18 protein-coding genes and 1 other RNA gene are annotated in these 16,466 nt (G+C 69.5%); 10 read left to right on the top strand and 9 right to left on the bottom strand.

The genetic code is table 11. The annotated features are described in order from the left end of the window. The first annotated feature begins 172 nt into the window (after window positions 1-172). From ftsE to BLR91_RS10705, 5 genes are all read left to right on the top strand, one after another. Window positions 173-1,339 (top strand): cell division ATP-binding protein FtsE, encoded by a 1,167-nt coding sequence (ftsE, locus tag BLR91_RS10725; RefSeq protein ID WP_089875352.1) that lies wholly within the window; start codon window positions 173-175, stop codon window positions 1,337-1,339. Continuing rightward, on the top strand, window positions 1,336-2,241 hold the full coding sequence (gene ftsX / locus BLR91_RS10720; protein WP_018190523.1) for a permease-like cell division protein FtsX: 906 nt from the start codon (window positions 1,336-1,338) through the stop codon (window positions 2,239-2,241). Before ftsE ends, ftsX begins: the two co-directional genes overlap by 4 nt. 91 nt (window positions 2,242-2,332) lie before the next feature. Next, window positions 2,333-2,809: an SsrA-binding protein SmpB gene (gene smpB / locus BLR91_RS10715; protein WP_018190524.1), complete on the top strand. Its 477-nt coding sequence runs from the start codon at window positions 2,333-2,335 to the stop codon at window positions 2,807-2,809. A gap of 46 nt (window positions 2,810-2,855) precedes the next feature. After that, window positions 2,856-3,596 (top strand): tyrosine-protein phosphatase, encoded by a 741-nt coding sequence (locus BLR91_RS10710; RefSeq protein WP_089875353.1) that lies wholly within the window; start codon window positions 2,856-2,858, stop codon window positions 3,594-3,596. Window positions 3,597-3,718: 122 nt separating this feature from the next. Further along, entirely contained in the window at window positions 3,719-4,396 is a 678-nt protein-coding gene (locus tag BLR91_RS10705) for a DUF5666 domain-containing protein (protein ID WP_231918886.1), read from the top strand. Between the two features lie 19 nt (window positions 4,397-4,415). Here the strand turns inward: BLR91_RS10705 and BLR91_RS10700 are convergent, their stop codons facing one another. Beyond that, window positions 4,416-5,084 (bottom strand): SIMPL domain-containing protein, encoded by a 669-nt coding sequence (locus BLR91_RS10700; RefSeq protein WP_018190527.1) that lies wholly within the window; start codon window positions 5,082-5,084, stop codon window positions 4,416-4,418. A 128-nt stretch (window positions 5,085-5,212) separates the two neighbouring features. On the opposite strand from BLR91_RS10700, the gene ssrA reads away from it, so the two are divergent. The 4 genes from ssrA to BLR91_RS10685 all read left to right on the top strand — a co-directional run bounded on the left by ssrA (window position 5,213) and on the right by BLR91_RS10685 (window position 8,763). Continuing rightward, window positions 5,213-5,607, top strand: a transfer-messenger RNA (tmRNA) gene (gene ssrA / locus BLR91_RS10695). A 149-nt stretch (window positions 5,608-5,756) separates the two neighbouring features. Next, window positions 5,757-6,230 carry a DUF6325 family protein gene (locus tag BLR91_RS10690; protein ID WP_018190528.1) on the top strand — a complete coding sequence of 158 codons (474 nt, stop codon included), beginning with the start codon at window positions 5,757-5,759 and terminating at the stop codon, window positions 6,228-6,230. A gap of 1 nt (window position 6,231) precedes the next feature. Then, a complete protein-coding gene (locus tag BLR91_RS20170; protein WP_018190529.1) occupies window positions 6,232-6,387 on the top strand; it encodes a hypothetical protein in 156 nt (51 codons plus the stop codon). Between the two features lie 9 nt (window positions 6,388-6,396). Further along, complete coding sequence (locus tag BLR91_RS10685) at window positions 6,397-8,763, top strand: arylsulfatase (protein ID WP_089875355.1); 2,367 nt, start codon at window positions 6,397-6,399, stop codon at window positions 8,761-8,763. A 57-nt stretch (window positions 8,764-8,820) separates the two neighbouring features. On the opposite strand, the gene BLR91_RS10680 is transcribed toward BLR91_RS10685, so the two are convergent. From BLR91_RS10680 to BLR91_RS10660, 5 genes are all read right to left on the bottom strand, one after another. Next, window positions 8,821-9,495 (bottom strand): copper resistance CopC family protein, encoded by a 675-nt coding sequence (locus BLR91_RS10680; RefSeq protein ID WP_231918885.1) that lies wholly within the window; start codon window positions 9,493-9,495, stop codon window positions 8,821-8,823. A 3-nt stretch (window positions 9,496-9,498) separates the two neighbouring features. After that, window positions 9,499-10,233 (bottom strand): YcnI family copper-binding membrane protein, encoded by a 735-nt coding sequence (locus BLR91_RS10675; protein WP_089875356.1) that lies wholly within the window; start codon window positions 10,231-10,233, stop codon window positions 9,499-9,501. A 102-nt stretch (window positions 10,234-10,335) separates the two neighbouring features. Further along, on the bottom strand, window positions 10,336-10,944 hold the full coding sequence (locus BLR91_RS10670; RefSeq protein ID WP_231918884.1) for a hypothetical protein: 609 nt from the start codon (window positions 10,942-10,944) through the stop codon (window positions 10,336-10,338). Window positions 10,945-11,012: 68 nt separating this feature from the next. Further along, window positions 11,013-11,843, bottom strand: coding sequence for an alpha/beta fold hydrolase (locus BLR91_RS10665; RefSeq protein ID WP_089875358.1), 831 nt, complete (start codon window positions 11,841-11,843; stop codon window positions 11,013-11,015). Then, window positions 11,840-12,856, bottom strand: a complete 1,017-nt coding sequence (locus tag BLR91_RS10660; protein WP_089875359.1) for an adenosine deaminase — start codon at window positions 12,854-12,856, stop codon at window positions 11,840-11,842. Before BLR91_RS10660 ends, BLR91_RS10665 begins: the two co-directional genes overlap by 4 nt. Before the next feature lie 80 nt (window positions 12,857-12,936). Between BLR91_RS10660 and BLR91_RS10655 the strand changes: the two genes are divergently transcribed. Then, window positions 12,937-13,383 (top strand): ribosomal maturation YjgA family protein, encoded by a 447-nt coding sequence (locus BLR91_RS10655; RefSeq protein WP_089875360.1) that lies wholly within the window; start codon window positions 12,937-12,939, stop codon window positions 13,381-13,383. Here BLR91_RS10655 and BLR91_RS10650 read toward each other — a convergent pair. The 3 genes from BLR91_RS10650 to BLR91_RS10640 are packed head-to-tail and all read right to left on the bottom strand — an operon-like array spanning window position 13,286 to window position 16,460. Continuing rightward, on the bottom strand, window positions 13,286-14,266 hold the full coding sequence (locus BLR91_RS10650) for an NAD(P)H-quinone oxidoreductase (RefSeq protein WP_089875361.1): 981 nt from the start codon (window positions 14,264-14,266) through the stop codon (window positions 13,286-13,288). The genes BLR91_RS10655 and BLR91_RS10650 overlap by 98 nt on opposite strands. After that, window positions 14,266-15,522, bottom strand: a complete 1,257-nt coding sequence (locus tag BLR91_RS10645) for an ABC transporter permease (RefSeq protein ID WP_018190537.1) — start codon at window positions 15,520-15,522, stop codon at window positions 14,266-14,268. Before BLR91_RS10645 ends, BLR91_RS10650 begins: the two co-directional genes overlap by 1 nt. A 2-nt stretch (window positions 15,523-15,524) precedes the next feature. After that, the gene (locus BLR91_RS10640; RefSeq protein ID WP_089875362.1) at window positions 15,525-16,460 is read right to left on the bottom strand and encodes an ABC transporter ATP-binding protein; all 936 of its coding nucleotides are present in this window, start codon (window positions 16,458-16,460) and stop codon (window positions 15,525-15,527) included. Window positions 16,461-16,466 lie beyond the last annotated feature (6 nt).

Raw genomic sequence — 16,466 nt, 5'->3', positions numbered from 1 at the left:
CGCCCTTCGCGCGGGTGCCGTTGAGTCTGGATCGCGGGATGCATCCACGACGGTCGAGGGCGGGTGACCGCAGGGCAGGCGTGGATCGCGCGTCCGGCTGGCTGTCAGGGTTGTGGCGCACGGGCATGTCGCTACTGCGGATCGGAGCGGGACTGCTTAGTCTCAAGGGGTCATGATCCGGTTCGAACACGTATCCAAGCAGTACCCGGGCACAGCGCGCCCGGCACTCAACGGCATCAACCTGGAAGTGCTGCGCGGAGAGTTCGTCTTCCTCGTCGGCGCCTCCGGCTCCGGCAAGTCCAGCTGCCTGCGCCTCATCCTCAAAGAGGAGAAGCCGACAAAGGGCAAGATCCACGTGCTGGGGCAGGACCTCGGCACGATCTCGTCGCGCAAGGTGCCGTACTTCCGCCGCAACATCGGTGTCGTCTTCCAGGACTTCCGGCTGCTGCCGAACAAGAACGTCTTCCAGAACGTCGCCTTCACCCTGCAGGTGATCGGCAAGTCGCGCGGCTTCATCCAGGAGGCCGTACCCGACGTTCTGAAGATGGTCGGCCTCGACGGCAAGGCGCAGCGCCTGCCGCACGAGCTCTCGGGCGGTGAGCAGCAGCGCGTGGCGATCGCCCGAGCGGTGGTCAACAAGCCACAGGTTCTCCTCGCCGACGAGCCGACCGGAAACCTCGACCCCGCGACGAGCGCCGGCATCATGGCCGTGCTCGAGCGCATCAACGCCGGAGGCACGACCGTCGTCATGGCGACGCACGAGGCCGCGATCGTCGACCAGATGAAGCGCCGCGTGATCGAGCTGGTCGGCGGCCAGATCGTGCGCGACGAGCGCCACGGCGGATACGGCTTCACGGCCGCGATCCCCATCGCGCAGCCGCTCGAGCGCGACGAACCGGTCTCCGCCGCGACGCCCGTGTTCGCGGGAGCCGCTGCCGCGTCGGCGCCGGCGTCCGCCGCCCCGATGACCCGGCCGAACGCGCCGACCTCGACGCCGACCGCCCCGGTGGCGGTGCCGCAGGCCGCTCCGCAGCAGACCGCACCCCAGCAGGCGGTGCCGCAGCAGGCGGTGCCCCAGCAACCCGCGCACGAGCCGCATCCCGCGCACCAGCCGCAGCACGCGCAGCCCGCGCATCAGCCCCAGCACGCGCAGCCCGCCGAACAGCCGCAGCCCGCCGCCTACCCGGCGCCCGTGCAGTTCGCGACAGCGCCCGTCCCTCCGGCCCCTGCGTCGGAGGAGCTCCCCGAACACCTGAACTTCACGGCGAACCTCGACCTCAGCGGTCTGCGCGAGGACTCCGACCGTGACGGCGACCAGAATGTGGGGCCGACGAAATGAGATTCGGACTCATCTGGTCGGAGGTCGGCAACGGCCTCCGTCGCAACCTGTCGATGGTCGTCTCGGTCATCCTCGTCACGTTCATCTCGCTGACGTTCGTCGGCACGGCCGTGCTGCTGCAGATGCAGATCGGCCAGATGAAGACCTACTGGTACGACCGCGCGCAGGTCGCCGTGTACATGTGCACGACGACCGACAACTGCGCGAGCGGACCGGCCACCGACCAGACCATCGAGGCGGTCAAGAAGCAGCTCGAGTCGCCGGAACTCGCCCCGTATATCCAGAAGTTCTACTTCCAGGACCAGAAGCAGGGCTACGAGCAGTTCAAAGAGCAGTTCAAGGGCAACCAGATCGCCGACTTCGTCACGCCGGACATGATCCCGCAGACCTTCTGGGTGAACCTGAAGGACCCGAACCAGTCGGCGGTGCTCACCGAGACGCTCTCCGGTTCGGCCGGCGTGCAGAGCGTGGTCGACCAGCGGAGCTACCTGGATCAGATCTTCAGCATCCTGAACGCTGCGAGCTACACCGCGATCGGCATCGCCGCGCTCATGCTCGTGGCCGCTGTGCTGCTGATCGCCACGACCATCCGGCTCTCCGCCTTCTCGCGAAGGCGGGAGATCGGGATCATGCGGCTCGTCGGCGCGTCCAACCGGTTCATCCAGACGCCGTTCATCATCGAGGGCGTGATCGCGGCCCTGATCGGCTCGATCCTCGCCTCCGTCGTGATCGCGCTCGGCGTGCAGTTCTTCGTCCGCGGCTACCTCAGCCAGCGCATCCAGTCGATCAACTTCGTCGGGATGGAGCAGGCCTGGCTGGTGATCCCCATCCTCGTGGTGATCGGCGTGTTGCTAGCCGCCGCGTCGGCCAACTTCGCGATCAAGCGCTACCTGAAGGTCTGACACCCGCCCGCAGACCGGCCGAGGGCGATAGACTGGTCCGCTGCCCGGCACCGTGCCGGGCGTCGACCATCGCCGATGTGAGGAGCGAGCTGTGCCGAAGGAACGGGGCCAGAAGGTCGTGGCCACCAATCGCCGGGCGCGCCACGACTACACGATCGAGGACACCTTCGAGGCGGGCCTCGTGCTCACCGGGACCGAGGTGAAGTCGCTGCGGATGGGGCGGGCGTCCCTCGTCGACGGCTACGCGTTCGTCGATGGAGGCGAGGCCTGGCTCGACGCCGTGCACATCCCGGAGTACGCGGACGGAACGTGGAACAACCACGCCCCCCGGCGCAAGCGGAAGCTGCTGCTGCACAAGGCGCAGATCCTGAAGATCGAGAACAAGGTCAAGCAGGGCGGCTACACGATCGTGCCGCTGTCGATCTACTTCAACGACGGCCGGGCGAAGGTCGAGATCGCTGTCGCCAAGGGCAAGCGCGAGTACGACAAGCGCCAGGCGCTGCGCGAGCGTCAGGACCAACGTGAGGCGCAGCGGGCGATGTCCACGCGCGGCCACCTGGGCGAGTGAGCGCCCGGGCGGAGTGACAGCCCGGGCGGAGTGACAGACTGAGGGTATGGACTCGACCGCTCAGCGCATCCCGATCGAAGGCACGTACAACTTCCGGGATGTCGGCGGGTACCCGGTCGAGGGCGGTACGACCCGGCGGGGCAAGCTGTATCGGGCCGACGCGCTCGGCCGCATCGGGCCGGCGGGCCGCGACGCCCTGCGCGAGCTGGGCATCCGCATCGTGATCGACCTGCGCGACGACTTCGAGGTCGCGGCGCTGCCGGACGCCCTGGACGGGCTCGACGTCGAGGTGCTGCACCTCCCGGTGTTCGAGGGATCGGGCGCGTCCGCCTCCACCGTCGGGGCGACCATCGTGCACCTGTACGACAAGATCGTCTTCCAGCACACCGATGTCATCGTGCGCGCGCTGCGCGAGATCGCGGACACGGGGGAGGAGCCCGTGGTCGTCCACTGCACGGCCGGCAAGGACCGCACCGGCATAGTCGTCGCACTCGCCCTGCTGGCGGTCGGGGTCGACCGGGAGACCGTCGTGTCCGACTACGCGGTCACCGAGGACAACCTGCGCGGACCGTGGCTCGAAGGGATGCTGGAGCTCGTCCGCGGCTACGGCGTCGAGGTCACGCCGGACCTCCGGATCATCCTCGGCGGAAGCCCGCGCGAGGCGCTGGAGACCACGATCGACCGGATCGAGCAGCGTGCGGGGAACGTGCGCCAGTACCTGCTCGACGCCGGGCTGGACGAGGTGGAGCTCGCCAAGCTGCGATCCGTGCTGGTGGAGCCGGCCTGACGCTCTGCGATGCTGATGCTGCGACGCCGCGCTCTGGCGTTCTCAGGTCGGCGTCCGGATTCTCATCGGACCCATAACCGCCTCCCAGCGCCAACAACGCTGTCGGATGCTTTCATGTGAGCATGAGCAACACGCCGCCCACCGATCCCACCGAGCCGCTGCCGCCCTATCAGGGCCAGACGCCGCCGCCCGGTCCTGCTGCGCCGGCGGCTCCGGCAGCGCCGGCCGCGACTACGGCAGCGCCGGTCGTCGGTGAACCGTTCTACAAACGACACGGTCTGGCGTTCGCCATCTCGACGCTCGTGCTGTCGATCGTCGTGCTGCTCGGCCTCGTCACGGCCGGCTCCTTCGCGGTCGCCAGCGTGGTGTCGCACCTGGGTGGGCGCGCGATCTCGCACGTCCTCCCCGGTCAGGGCCACGGACAGCAGCCGGGTGTTCCCGGTATGCCGGGGCGTCCGGGTGACGGCGGCGGGAACGGCAAGGGCGGCGGTCAGCAGGGTGGCGGCGAGGACCAGAAGGGGCGCGTCCTGCTCCGCGGCACCATCGCATCCATCACGGGGGACACCTGGACGATCGACCGCGAGAGCGGCGCGTCGGTCGAGGTGCGGGTGACGTCGTCGACCGTCTTCGGCACGCCGATGCAGTCGGCATCGAAGTCGGACTTCGCCAAAGGCGACGAGGTGATCGTGATCGCGAAGCGTGCAGACGACAGCGTGACCGCGACGCGCGTGCTCAAACTGGATGCGTTCCCGACCCGTCCGCCGTCGACGCCGGGGACACCGCAGACTCCCGGTTCCTGAGGCTCTAGACCGCGGCTCGTCAGGAGGCGGAGAACCGCGCGTGCACCTGCACCGCGATCGTCAGCTCCTCCGGCTTGAGCGAGAGAGTGGAGCCCCCGGTGTCGGCGGACACCGCCCGGGCGAACAACGGCTGCGGCGGCTGACCGGGGGCCGAACCGTCGCCGAGCATGCCGGGGTCGCTGAGGGCGAGCGGCTTCACCGTCGTGAGTCCGAGGCTCGTCGCGTACACGGTCGCCTTGGCGACGGCGTTCTCGACCGCCCGTCGCCGCGCCTCCTGCGTCAGGCTCTGCCGGCGCGCCTCCGTGAGCGACCAGGTCACCCCGTCCACCGCGACGCCGTCGAGCAGCGACACTACGCCGACCCAATCGGACAGCGCGGCCAGGTCGTTGAAAAGGGCGTCGATCCCGACCTCGGCATGGTGCACGACGTCGAGCCGGCGGCCGTCGTTGCTCCAGGGTCGGTCGCCCCAGACCCGCAGCTGGTCGGAGGACCACTGAGTGACGGGTCCGCTCTGCGGGTTGTGGAGGTCGCGCAGCTCGCTGCTGAGCTGGAGCTGGCGCTGCGTCGTGAGGGCGAGCACCTCATCCCGCGACGGCCCCTCGTAGGAGACCCGGAGCCGCGCCGCTCCGCGCTCGGCCGGATGCCGCAGCTCGTACTCTCCCTGGACGGTGATGATCGTGTCGGCCATTCCCCGATGGTGGCATAAACGGCCGCTCGACGATGTTGTACTATGAGTAGCTGCCCGCCCTGGCGGCGGCACCAGCATCTGGACAACTCAACAGCGCGTGACAGCGACCCGGCCACTCGGCCGCGCATGGGGATGATCGGTTTCGACATTGTCTGCGTGACTGTGAGAAGCGGGTCGAGGATGCATGGTTATCTCGTTAACGATCCATGCGAAAAAATAAGTGCCAATAACAAGAGCACTGTCTCGGCCAAGGCCGACTTCGCCCTCGCGGCGTAAGTTCACCTCCGCCATTTGAGAGACCGTCAGACCGGGAATCGTCCTCTACCCGGATCCTGGCGTCAGCTAGAGGACTTGCTTCTGCATTGAGCATCAGGGTGCAGAGGGACTTCCACTGATACTGGGCCCGTCGGAGCAGGTGCCAGCGACAAGCTCCGGGGCCGAGAAAGCGATTTCACTGGCTACGCCCGTAGAAGGCACATGACCACAGCAGTGGACGGGGGTTCGATTCCCCCCATCTCCACCATCAGGTCGCTGTCACGTGTTGTTGTCGAAAGTCCCCCGGAAACCCGGGGGACTTTCGTGTTTCTGACGCGTCGCAAACACTGCCTGTCCGCGAGTGGACCCTCCCTGCGACACTGAGCCGGAAATGACCGGACCAGTGGGAGGTACACCATGACCGATGACGTTGAATCCGTCGCCCCGATCGACTTCGTGATCATCGAATTCCCGGCGGGGCAGCAGAACTTCTCGGGGGAGGTGATCGACGAACTCCTCGCTCTGGTCGACGCGGGCATCATCCGCCTGGTGGATGCGATCGTCCTCGTCAAGGACGAGGACGGCTCCGTGGAGGCCGTCGAGCTGTCGGAGCTGGAGGGCCCGTCGGCCCTCGCCACGCTCGCGGAGCAGCTTGCCGACTTCCTGGCGGAGGCCGACATCGCGACCCTGTCCGAGGCGATGGAGCCGGGGAGCGTCGCCGGCGCGATCGTCTACGAGAACCTGTGGGCGGCGCCGTTCGCGGCCGCCGCACGCCGGGCCGGAGGCAGGCTCATCGCCGACGGCCGCATCCACAGCCAGGACATCGCCGACGCCCTCGAGGCGGAAGCCGAACTCGAAGCAGCAGAAGAGCAGGAAGAACAGGGAGTCTGAGATGTTGAGAGCAGCACGAGTCGGACGGGTCGGCGTCGTCCGCGCGCCCGTCGCCAAGGCGGCCGTGGTCACCCGCGCCGTCACACCGGGCCCAGCGCCCGTGGCCAAGGCGGCCGTCGTCGGCGCCGCCGTGACCCCGCGCCGCCGGCGCATCTGAGGGGGCGTCATGGCCATCGACCGCGCAGCCCGCAGCGTCCTGCCGATCCCGGACCGCCCGTCGCCCGGGCTCACCACGTATGACGCGAAGGACCCGGACACGTCGTATCCGCCGATCACCCCGCTGCGGCCACCGGAAGGTGCGCCCAACGTCCTGGTGATCCTCATCGACGACGTCGGATTCGGCGCATCCAGCGCCTTCGGTGGCCCCTGCGCCACCCCGAACGCGGAGCGTCTCGCCGCGAACGGGCTGACCTACAACCGTTTCCACACGACGGCGCTGTGCGCCCCGACCCGCGCGGCGCTGCTCTCCGGGCGCAACCACCACTCTGTGGGGATGGGCAGCATCACCGAGACGGCGACCTCGGCGCCCGGAAACAGCTCGCTGCGGCCGAACACCAAAGCGCCGCTCGCGATGACCCTCAAGCTGAACGGGTACTCGACGGCGCAGTTCGGCAAGTGCCATGAGGTCCCGGTGTGGCAGTCGTCGCCGATGGGGCCGTTCGACGCCTGGCCGTCCGCGGGTGGAGGCTTCGAGACCTTCTACGGGTTCATCGGGGGTGAGGACAACCAGTGGGATCCGGCCCTCTATGACGGGACGACCCCGGTCGAGCCGCCGGCCACCCCGGAGGAGGGGTACCACCTGACGGAGGACCTCGCCGACCACGCCTCCACCTGGATCCGGACGCAGAAGGCGCTCATGCCGGACAAGCCGTTCTTCGTGTACTTCGCGCCAGGTGCGACGCATGCGCCGCACCACGTGCCGAAGGAATGGGCCGACAAGTACGCCGGGAAGTTCGCCGGCGGGTGGGATGCGCTCCGTGAGCAGACCTTCGCGCGCCAGAAGGAGCTCGGGGTGATCCCCGCGGACGCCGAGCTGACCCCGCGGAACCCCGAGATCCCGGCCTGGGACGACATGCCCGACGAGCTGAAGCCGGTGCTGGAACGCGAGATGGAGGTCTACGCCGGGTTCCTCGAGCACACCGACCACCATGTCGGCCGTGTGCTCGACACGATCGAGGACCTCGGCATCCTCGACAACACGCTGATCTACTACATCATCGGCGACAACGGCGCATCGGCCGAGGGGACGCTGAACGGCGCCTTCAACGAGATGGCCAACTTCAACGGCATGGCCGCGCTCGAGACGCCGGAGTTCCTGCTCTCGAAGCTGGACGAGCTCGGCAGCCCGAGCTCGTACAACCACTATGCGGTGGGCTGGGCCTGGGCGATGGACACGCCCTTCCAGTGGACCAAGCAGGTCGCCTCCCACTGGGGCGGCACCCGCAACGGCACCATCGTGCACTGGCCGGACCGCATCACCGACAAGGGCGGCCTGCGGTCGCAGTTCACCCACTGCATCGACATCGCGCCGACGGTGCTGGAGGCCGCAGGGCTTCCGGAGCCCACGTTCGTGAACGGAGTCCAGCAGTCGCCGATCGAAGGCACCAGCATGGTCTATACGTTCGACAGCGCGGACGAGCCGGAGCGGCACGATCTCCAGTACTTCGAGATGTTCGGCAACCGCGGCATCTACTTCAAGGGGTGGAGCGCCGTCACGAAGCACCGCACGCCGTGGAACCTGGTCGGAGGCACCGTCCCGGCTTTCGACGACGACGTGTGGGAACTGTACGACGGGAACGTCGACTACAGCCAGGCGCGCGACCTCTCCGCCGAGCAACCGGACCGCCTCCACGCGCTGCAGAGGCTGTGGCTGATCGAGGCGGTGAAGTACAACGTGGTCCCGCTCGATGATCGAACAGCGGAACGGCTCAGCCCGCAGCTGGCCGGGCGCCCCGTCCTCGTGCACGGCAACAGCCAGCTCCTGTACCCGGGGATGGGCCGGCTGTCCGAGAACAGCGTCATCAGCCTGAAGAACCGCTCGTTCTCGGTCACCGCCGAGCTGGAGATCCCGGACGGCGGAGCATCGGGCGTGGTCGTCGCGCAGGGCGGACGGTTCGGCGGATGGGCGCTCTACCTGGTCGACGGCGTCGCGCGCTTCACCTACAACGTCCTCGGCATCCAGCTGTTCACGACCGAAGCCGGGGAACCGGTGCCGGCGGGGACACGGCAGGTGCGCGCCGAGTTCGCTTACGACGGCGGCGGCCTGGCGAAGGGCGGCGATGTCACGCTCTACTACGACGGCCGCGAGGTCGGCTCCGGGCGGATCGGGGTCACCCAGCCCATGATCTTCTCGGCCGACGAGACGACCGATGTGGGCTACGAGTCGGGGACTCCCGTCTCGCCCGACTACACGACCGCCACGAGCCGGTTCACCGGGCGCATCCGCTGGGTGCAGCTCGATGCCGGGCTGGACGACAACGACCACTTCATCGACGACGACGAGCGACTGCGGGTGGCGATGGCTCGTCAGTGACGGGGTGGTGGTTCCGCGCCGGCGGACGACGGTCGGTCGTCCGCCGGCGCGGAGTGGTCAGGACTCTTCGTCCGCCTTCGGCTGATCAGGGCGTCGGCGACCGGTGAGCACGACCACGAGCACGCCGAGCAGGGCGAGCACCACGATCCCGACGCCGATACCGATCACCAGCGCGATGCTTCCAGAGCCCGAACTCCCGGTCGCCTCGGCGGCGGGGGCCGGACTCGACGTCGCGGCGCCGGTGCTCTGTCCACCCGCCGCTGCCGCTCCCGCCGCGCACGCCGGTGGGCCGTCGCTGCCGGGCGCTTCCGCGGTCCCTGCCGGAGGCTGGTAGGTGAACGGGATGGTGCCGGAAACGGTGTGCCCGTCCGCCGAGACGATCTGCCAGGTCACCGTGTACGCCCCCGGTGCGCCGAGGGCCACCGGAGCCGTGACCGTGCGGTCGGTGATGGTGGGGCATCCCGTCTCGTAGTGACGGTTCGCCGCGTCGGTGACCTGCACAAGCGACGACGAGCCGTCGCCGCTGAGGTCGAGCACGCGGTCGTTGAACGTGAGGGATGCGCTCTCGAGCGGCGTCGACTGGGTGGAGCCGGCCGACGGCGTGCTCTGCACGAGGTAGTCGTGAGCGCTGGCGGCCGCGGCGGGGACGACGGCCAGCAGGCACGCCAGGGCGACTCCGGCCAGAGCGGACAGGGCCGAGGGCCGCATCCGGGCGCGGGCTGTCCGGGTCACCCGTCAGCCCCGCGGGCTCGTCGCCGTGCCGCGGCGCGTGAGGGCGAACACCGCCACGACCAGGGCGATCGCACCCAGCGCGAGTCCGCCGATCCCGAGACCGATCGCGACCGCGTCGCTCGCCGCGGACGACGCCGTCGGTGCAGGCGCGGCCGGTGTGCTCGTCATCAGCGGACCTGCGGCGCCATCCTCCGCGGGCGGCGCGTCCGTGACGTAGAGGGTCGGGGCCGGGTGCTCCGGCTCTTTCCCGTCGGCGGGGGTCTTCTCATCCCAGTCCACGACCGTGCCGTCGGAGTAGGTCTGCTGGGTGGGCAGCAGGATGCTGCCGGTGTCGGGGACCGCTCCCGCGGAGATGACGAACTGCTGGAACTCGCCCGGTGCGACCTGCACGCCGGGGCTCGCCGTCCAGATCACCTTCACCGGCGCCTCTGTGATGGTGCCGTCATCCGTCTTCACCGGCTTCGCGAGCTTCTCGGTGACGACCTCAGTCGTCCAGCCGGTGAGGGGCTGGTAGGAGACGGAGGTGAACGGGGTGTCGGTGGGCAGATCCACCTCCAGTTTGACCGTGCCGGCGGTGGCGGACTCGGTGGGCACCTTGAACGTCAGCGTGGCGTAGCTGCCCGGCTGAGCCTGGTCCGGATTCACCCGGACGTGGGCGCTGGCGGCGAGGGGGAACGAGAGGGCGAGGGCGGCGGCGGCCACGGTGGCGGCCGCGCCCGTGAGGAAACGCGTGTTCATGAGAAGGGTCCGATTCTCGACCGCGTGCTGCGGCCGGGTAGGCAGATGGGTGGGAGAACCGCGAGACGCGGCAGACCTCTGCCCGGCGGGGGAGCGGAGAGCTCAGGCCGGGCCCATGAGCGCCGGAGGACCCCGGTGACGGAGGCGCCCGAGCACGACCGTGCGATCGGGAAGGATCACCGGGACCGTCTCGACCCGCGCCTGCGCCACCGGCACGTCGACGACGGCGACCGCGGTCAGCAGCCGCCGCAGCGAGAAGGCGGTGAACTCGGAGACGGCCACGAACACGCGCTCGCCGTAGCGGAGCGCTGCGAGGGTGAGGAGGGCGGCCGCGGCGTGGGCCAGCCACATCCACGATCCGCTGAGTGACATGGCTGACATCGGCGTCGCTGCCGCACCGTCCGTCACCATCGTGAGGTGCGATCCGGGATGGAGGTGGCCGGTCGCTCCCGCGAAGTGCGCGGACGGGCTCAACGAGAACAGCGCGTGGAACAGGAACTGGCTGAGCGCGACCGACGAGGCCGACCGCCACAGCGCCGACCGCTTGCCGGCGAGGACGATGCAGCCGAGCCCAGAGAACACGAGGCTGAGCGTCAATGCCACCGCGCTCGGCGGCAGCCCTCCGCCCGCGACGTGGAACAGCGCGGCGACGAAGGTCGCGAAGCCGGCGGCGATGAGGCCGCGAGCCACACGTGCGCTGCGCGTAGACATGTCACTCCGTCGAAGGTGGGGGCAGGTCGAGTCTACCCACAGGGGGTCGGGCGCCGTCTCTGGTGGGACTACGTCGACGCCTGGGCCAGCGCCCAGTCGAGCGTGACGCCGAGGGCCGTCAGCACCGAGATGTGGCCATCGCGCGGGCGGATCCACAGCTCGGCGTCGGGGAGGCGTTCGAGGAGGGATGCCGCGTGCTGGGGTGGGACGACACGGTCGGAGCCGCCCTGCACGAGGAGGACCGGCGGCCGGACCGCACGCAGATCGAAGCCCCACGGCGAGACGTAGGCCAGGTCGTCGTCGGCCTCGCCCGCCGGGCCCTCCGCGGCTCCGGCGCCCGCGTCCGTCCCGAGGGGACCCCAGTCGGCGTTCAGTGCGTCGTAGTCGCGCGGAGTGAAGGACTCGGGGTCGAACTCGGCGGTCTCGGCGTAGGCCAGTCTGGCCTCGCGGCCGGAAAGGGCGGCGCGGAGGGCGTCGGGGGACGCCATCCCGGAGAACCAATCGGGGGAGCCGTCGAACGGCGAGAGGCCGGCGAGCGTGACGATCGCGGCCACCCGTTCCGGTTCGAGGGCGCCCAGCGCGAGAGCATGCGGGCCGCCCCCGGACGCGCCGACGGTGACGAACCGCTCCACGCCGAGGAGGTCGGCCACGGCGAGGATGTCGAGCGCCGCATCCGCGATCGAACGCCCAGGGCGGACATCCGAGCCGGGATAGCCGGGCCGCGTGACGGAAAGCACGCGCATCCCGCGCGCCTCGGCGGCAGCGGCCACCGGGGCGATCACAGCACCCGTCTGCGGCGTGCCATGGTGCCAGACGAGCACCGGGGCGTCCGGCGCACCGCCCGTGTCGAAGAAGCGGAGCGCTCGGCCGTCGGCCGTGCGCACATCCTGCCGGGTCACGCGTTCCAGCCGTCCAGCTCGGCGAAGAGCTCCGCCTTGCGGGCGTCCGACGCGAACGACGCCTCGATCGAGGTGCGGGCGAACCGGCGGGCCTGATCCACGGAGAGGCCCAGCGCATCCCGGACCGCGGCGAAGTTCTGCCCGACGTAGCCGCCGAAGTACGCGGGGTCGTCGGAGTTCACGGTGACGCGGACGCCCGCCGCATCCAGCCGGTGCAGGGGGTGGTCGCGGACGTCCGGCGTCGCCTGCAGGCGAACGTTCGAGAGGGGGCACACGGTGAGCGGGATGCGCTCCTCGGCCAGCCGCGCGACGAGCTCCGGATCCTCGATCGAGCGGATGCCGTGGTCGATGCGCTCGGCATGCAGCAGGTCGAGCGCCTCCCGCACGTACGCGGGCGGGCCCTCCTCGCCGGCGTGGGCGACCGCGTGCAGGCCGGCGGCGCGGGCGCGGGCGTAGACGCCCTCGAACAGCGACGGCGGGTAGCCGACCTCGGCGGAGTCGAGTCCGACACCGACGATGCGGTCCGTGCGGCGGAGCCCGGCGGTCAGCGCCTCCTCGGCGGAATCGACCGGCTGATCGCGCAGGAAGCACAGGATGAGGCCCCCGGACATCCCGAGATCGCGCTCGGCCTCATCCAGCGCGTCGCCGATGCCGTCCACGACGTCGTCGAACGCGACACCGCGCGACGTGTGCGCCTGCGGGTCGAAGAACAGTTCGGCGTGGCGGACTCCCTGCGCGTGCGCGCGGCGGAGGTAGCGACGCGTCAGCTCCGCGAAGTCCTCGCGGGTGCGGAGTACGGCCATCGTCGCGTAGTAGAGGTTGAGGAACGACTGCAGGTCGTCGAAGTCGTACTGCGCCGACAGCTCCTCAACCGTCGCGTAGGGGAGGTCGATGCCGTTGCGGGCGGCGAGCTCGAACGCGAGCTCCGGCTCCAGCGTCCCCTCGATGTGGAGGTGCAGCTCGGCCTTCGGGAGGGAGTTGAGGGCGTCGTCGGTGAGGGCGTCGTCGGTCATGCTCCGATCCTCCCACCGACGGACGGGGTTGCGCCGCACGTATGACGCGGCGGGAGCGCGGGTCCCGTTAGCCTCGCGTCATGAGACGTCGTATCGCGCTTGCCTGCGTCGGTCTCGCGCTTGTCGTCGTAGGACTCGCCGTGGCGCGCGGGATGGACGGACCGGTCGCGGCCTTCGTCGGCGACGCGCTCTACGCCGCACTCATCGTGGTCGTGATCGCGTTCCTCGCTCCACGTGCATCCGCAGTGACTGTGGCCGTTGCCGCCTTCGCCGTGTGCGCCGCCGTCGAGCTGTTCCAGCTGACCGGGGTGCCCGCAGCTCTGGCGGACTCCGTTCCGGCCGTCGCACTGGTGCTCGGAACGACCTTCCAGTGGACCGACCTGGTGGCCTACGCGATCGGCGCGATGCTGACGGGAGCGGTGGATGCGGTCAGCCGACGCGCAGCAGGATCTTCCCGCGGTGGGTCGACGACTCCATCCGCCGGTGCGCGGCCGCCGCATCCTCCAGCGGGAACACCGAGTCGATGACCGGGCGCACGCGGCCGTCGGCCAGCAGCGGCCACACGTTCGCCCGCACGGCGGCGATGATCGCGACGCGCTCGGCGAGCGGCCGGGCGCGCAGCGTGGTGCCGTGGATGCTCGCGCGCTTCCGCATGAGCAGCCCCATGTCGACGGCGGCGGGAGTTCGATCGCGGACGGCGATGGACAGGATGCGGCCACCCGTCGCGAGAGCGTCCAGGTCGCGTGCGATGTACGCGCCGCCGACGATGTCGAGCACCACATCCACCCCGCGGCCGTCGGTGAAGGCCCGAGCGGCCTCGACGAAGTCCTGGGTGCGGTAGTCGACTGCGGCGTGCGCACCCACCTCCCGGCAGAACGCCGCCTTCTCTTCGCTGCCCGCTGTCGCGATGACATCAGCGCCGAGTGCGCGGCCCAGCTGGATCGCCATGGTCCCGATGCCGCTCGACCCGCCGTGGACGAGCAGGGCTTCGCCCGCGGCGAGCCGCCCGAGGTCGAAGACGTTCGACCAGACGGTTGCGGCGACCTCGGGCAGTCCGGCCGCCTCGACCAGGTCGACCGAGTCGGGCACGGGAAGGACCAGGCCGGCGTCGACAGTCACCAGTTCGGCGTAGCCGCCTCCCGGGAGCAGGGCGCAGACGCGGTCGCCGACCTGCCAGGCGTCGACGCCGTCGCCGACCGCATCCACGACGCCCGAGACTTCGAGCCCCGGCCAGTCGGGAGCGCCGGGCGGTGAGGGATAGTACCCGCGCCGCTGGCTCAAATCGGCGCCGTTGAGCCCGGCGGCCGTGACGCGGATCCGGACCTCGCCGGCCGCGGGGACCGGATCGGGCCGCTCGGCGATGGTCAGCGCGTCGGCGTCGCCCGGCTCCGGCACGACGACGGCGCGCATCAGGCGCCTCTCGCAGGCTGGGTCGGCTCGACGCGGTCTGTGCGGCGGCCCAGCACATCTCGGATCCGCACCTTGCTCGAGTACTCGATCGATCCGTACCGGAACAGCCGGACGGCGATGCGCAGCACGATCACGGAGAGCACGAACAGCTCGACGATGATGATGATCGCCTGCCACAGCGGCAGCGACCCGAAGGCGTTCAGGATCAGCGCCGTGATGGGGGCCGTGTACGGGAAGTACGCCAGCAACTGCACGATCGGCGAGTTCGGGGAGCTGATGGCAAAGCCCGACGCGTAGAGCGGGATGACCACGGCGAAGATCACCACCGAGAACACCGGGGCCGCATCCTTCGCCGTCGGCATGACCGCGCCGACGGCCACCAGCGTTCCGGTGAACAGGGCGAACCCGCCGATCAGGATGAGCGCGCCGACGATCATCTTCTGCGGATCGAACACGAGCCCGCTGAGGTCGAAGTTCGGCAGTTGCAGCTGGTCGCGGAAGAACAGGTACCCGATGAGCATGGGCAGCGCGAACACCGCCAGCTGGATGATGCCGATCGCGAAGAGCGAGATGACCTTGCCGAGAAGCAGGTTCGTCGGATTGATCGTCGTCAGGATCATCTCCGTGACGCGGTTCTCCTTCTCTTCCAGCGTCGAGTTGAGCATCTGGTTGCCGAGGAACACGATGACGATGAAGAAGGCGGCCAGGAACACCAGGGCCGGGAGGATCGCCTCGAAGCCGGGTGCCCGCTTGCCGTCCGCGAACGTGGTGGTCGAGGTCTTCACATCCCCGCGGAGCACGGCGACATCGGTCGGGCTGTCCAGTTTCTGCTCGACGCTCGCCGAGAGGAGCGACTCGGCGACGGCCGAGTACTTGCTGTTCTGGAAGACGCCGGAGTCCTCGCCGTAGACGCGGACGGTCTGCTTCGCGGGATCGGCGGGGTAGGCGAAGTAGGCGGGCGTCCCGCCGATCTGCACCTCCTCGACCCCCTCTGCCTCGGAGGCGATCTGGGTGCCGCCGTACTCCTTGGCGATGGTCGCGTCGATGAGGCCGGAGTCGTCGGTGTACAGGAACTCGAAGCGCGAGTTCTTCTGCTGGTCGGCGGTGTTCGCGGTCGACACGTTCGAGGCGATGATCAGGCCGCCGAGGCCGAAGACGAGGATCGGGATGATGAGCGTGATCGCCCAGAACCGCCGCTTCGTGATGGTGCGGCGGAACTCGAACGAGATGACGGTGCTCAGATTGTGGCGGGCCATGCTCAGTCCTCCTCGCGGCTCTCGGCGCCGTAGACCTCGACGAAGATGTCGTCGAGCGACTTCCGGGTGGGGGAGAAGCGGGAGACGGGAACGCCCGCATCCACGAGTCCCCGCAGGATCGCGGCCGGGTCGACACCGTCGACGGCCTCCAGTTCGGCATGGCCGCCCTCGTCGGACACGATGCGGTACGAGGAGGAGTCGGGCAGGCGGTCGGCGTCGTGGTCCACCTGGACGATCGTGCCGCCGAACTGCTCCTGCACCTCCTCGACCGTGCCGTAGGCGCGCGCGCCGCCGTCTTTCAGCAGGATGACGCGGTCGCAGAGACGCTCGACCTCCTCCATCTGGTGGGTCACCATCATGACGGTGGAGCCTGCGCGCTTCTGGTCGTCGATGATGTCCATCAGCAGGCGGCGGTTGACGGGGTCGAAGCCCTTGGTCGGCTCGTCGAGGATGAGCAGCTCCGGATCGTTCATGATCGTCACGCCCAGCTGCACCTTCTGCTGCTGGCCGCCGGAGAGCTTGTCGAGCCGCACCTTCTCCTTGTCGCCGATCCCCACGCGTTCGAGGTAGGAGCGGGACCACCGCCTGGCCTGCTCGGCGCCGAGGCCCTTGAGCCGGCCGAAGTAGACCATCACGTCGATCACGGACTCCTTCTTGTAGAGCCCACGCTCCTCCGGCAGGTAGCCGAGGCGCTCGCCGGCCTCCGGGCTGAACGGTCTGCCGTCGATGTGCAGGACACCCGCCGTCGGCTGGTAGATGCCGAGGAGTGCCCGGATGGTCGTGGTCTTGCCCGAGCCGTTGCTGCCGAGGAAGCCGAACGTCTCGCCGCGGTTGATGTCGAACGACAGATCGCGGATCACCGTCGTGCGCCCGAAGTCCATCCGGAAGTTCGCGATGTGGACCAGCGGCTCCGTCGTCGTGGGGGTCTGTGCGCTCATCGTGGT

The sequence above is a fragment of the Leifsonia sp. 466MF genome, assembly GCF_900100265.1.
Lineage (GTDB): Bacteria > Actinomycetota > Actinomycetes > Actinomycetales > Microbacteriaceae > Leifsonia.
Note: the sequence above shows the minus strand (reverse complement) of the source record. Positions and strands in the feature narration are given on the sequence as shown.

Coding starts and splice junctions, on each gene's coding strand:
- BLR91_RS10675 (WP_089875356.1), bottom strand. CDS start 10,233: ATGAACACGCGTTTCCTCACGGGCGCGGCCGCCACCGTGGCCGCCGCC.
- BLR91_RS10650 (WP_089875361.1), bottom strand. CDS start 14,266: ATGCGCGCCGTCGTCGTGCCGGAGCCGGGCGACGCCGACGCGCTGACC.
- BLR91_RS10685 (WP_089875355.1), top strand. CDS start 6,397: ATGGCCATCGACCGCGCAGCCCGCAGCGTCCTGCCGATCCCGGACCGC.
- BLR91_RS10705 (WP_231918886.1), top strand. CDS start 3,719: ATGAGCAACACGCCGCCCACCGATCCCACCGAGCCGCTGCCGCCCTAT.
- BLR91_RS10690 (WP_018190528.1), top strand. CDS start 5,757: ATGACCGATGACGTTGAATCCGTCGCCCCGATCGACTTCGTGATCATC.
- BLR91_RS10645 (WP_018190537.1), bottom strand. CDS start 15,522: ATGGCCCGCCACAATCTGAGCACCGTCATCTCGTTCGAGTTCCGCCGC.
- BLR91_RS10640 (WP_089875362.1), bottom strand. CDS start 16,460: ATGAGCGCACAGACCCCCACGACGACGGAGCCGCTGGTCCACATCGCG.
- BLR91_RS20170 (WP_018190529.1), top strand. CDS start 6,232: ATGTTGAGAGCAGCACGAGTCGGACGGGTCGGCGTCGTCCGCGCGCCC.
- BLR91_RS10670 (WP_231918884.1), bottom strand. CDS start 10,944: ATGTCTACGCGCAGCGCACGTGTGGCTCGCGGCCTCATCGCCGCCGGC.
- BLR91_RS10655 (WP_089875360.1), top strand. CDS start 12,937: ATGAGACGTCGTATCGCGCTTGCCTGCGTCGGTCTCGCGCTTGTCGTC.
- BLR91_RS10710 (WP_089875353.1), top strand. CDS start 2,856: ATGGACTCGACCGCTCAGCGCATCCCGATCGAAGGCACGTACAACTTC.
- ftsX (WP_018190523.1), top strand. CDS start 1,336: ATGAGATTCGGACTCATCTGGTCGGAGGTCGGCAACGGCCTCCGTCGC.
- BLR91_RS10660 (WP_089875359.1), bottom strand. CDS start 12,856: ATGACCGACGACGCCCTCACCGACGACGCCCTCAACTCCCTCCCGAAG.
- ftsE (WP_089875352.1), top strand. CDS start 173: ATGATCCGGTTCGAACACGTATCCAAGCAGTACCCGGGCACAGCGCGC.
- BLR91_RS10700 (WP_018190527.1), bottom strand. CDS start 5,084: ATGGCCGACACGATCATCACCGTCCAGGGAGAGTACGAGCTGCGGCAT.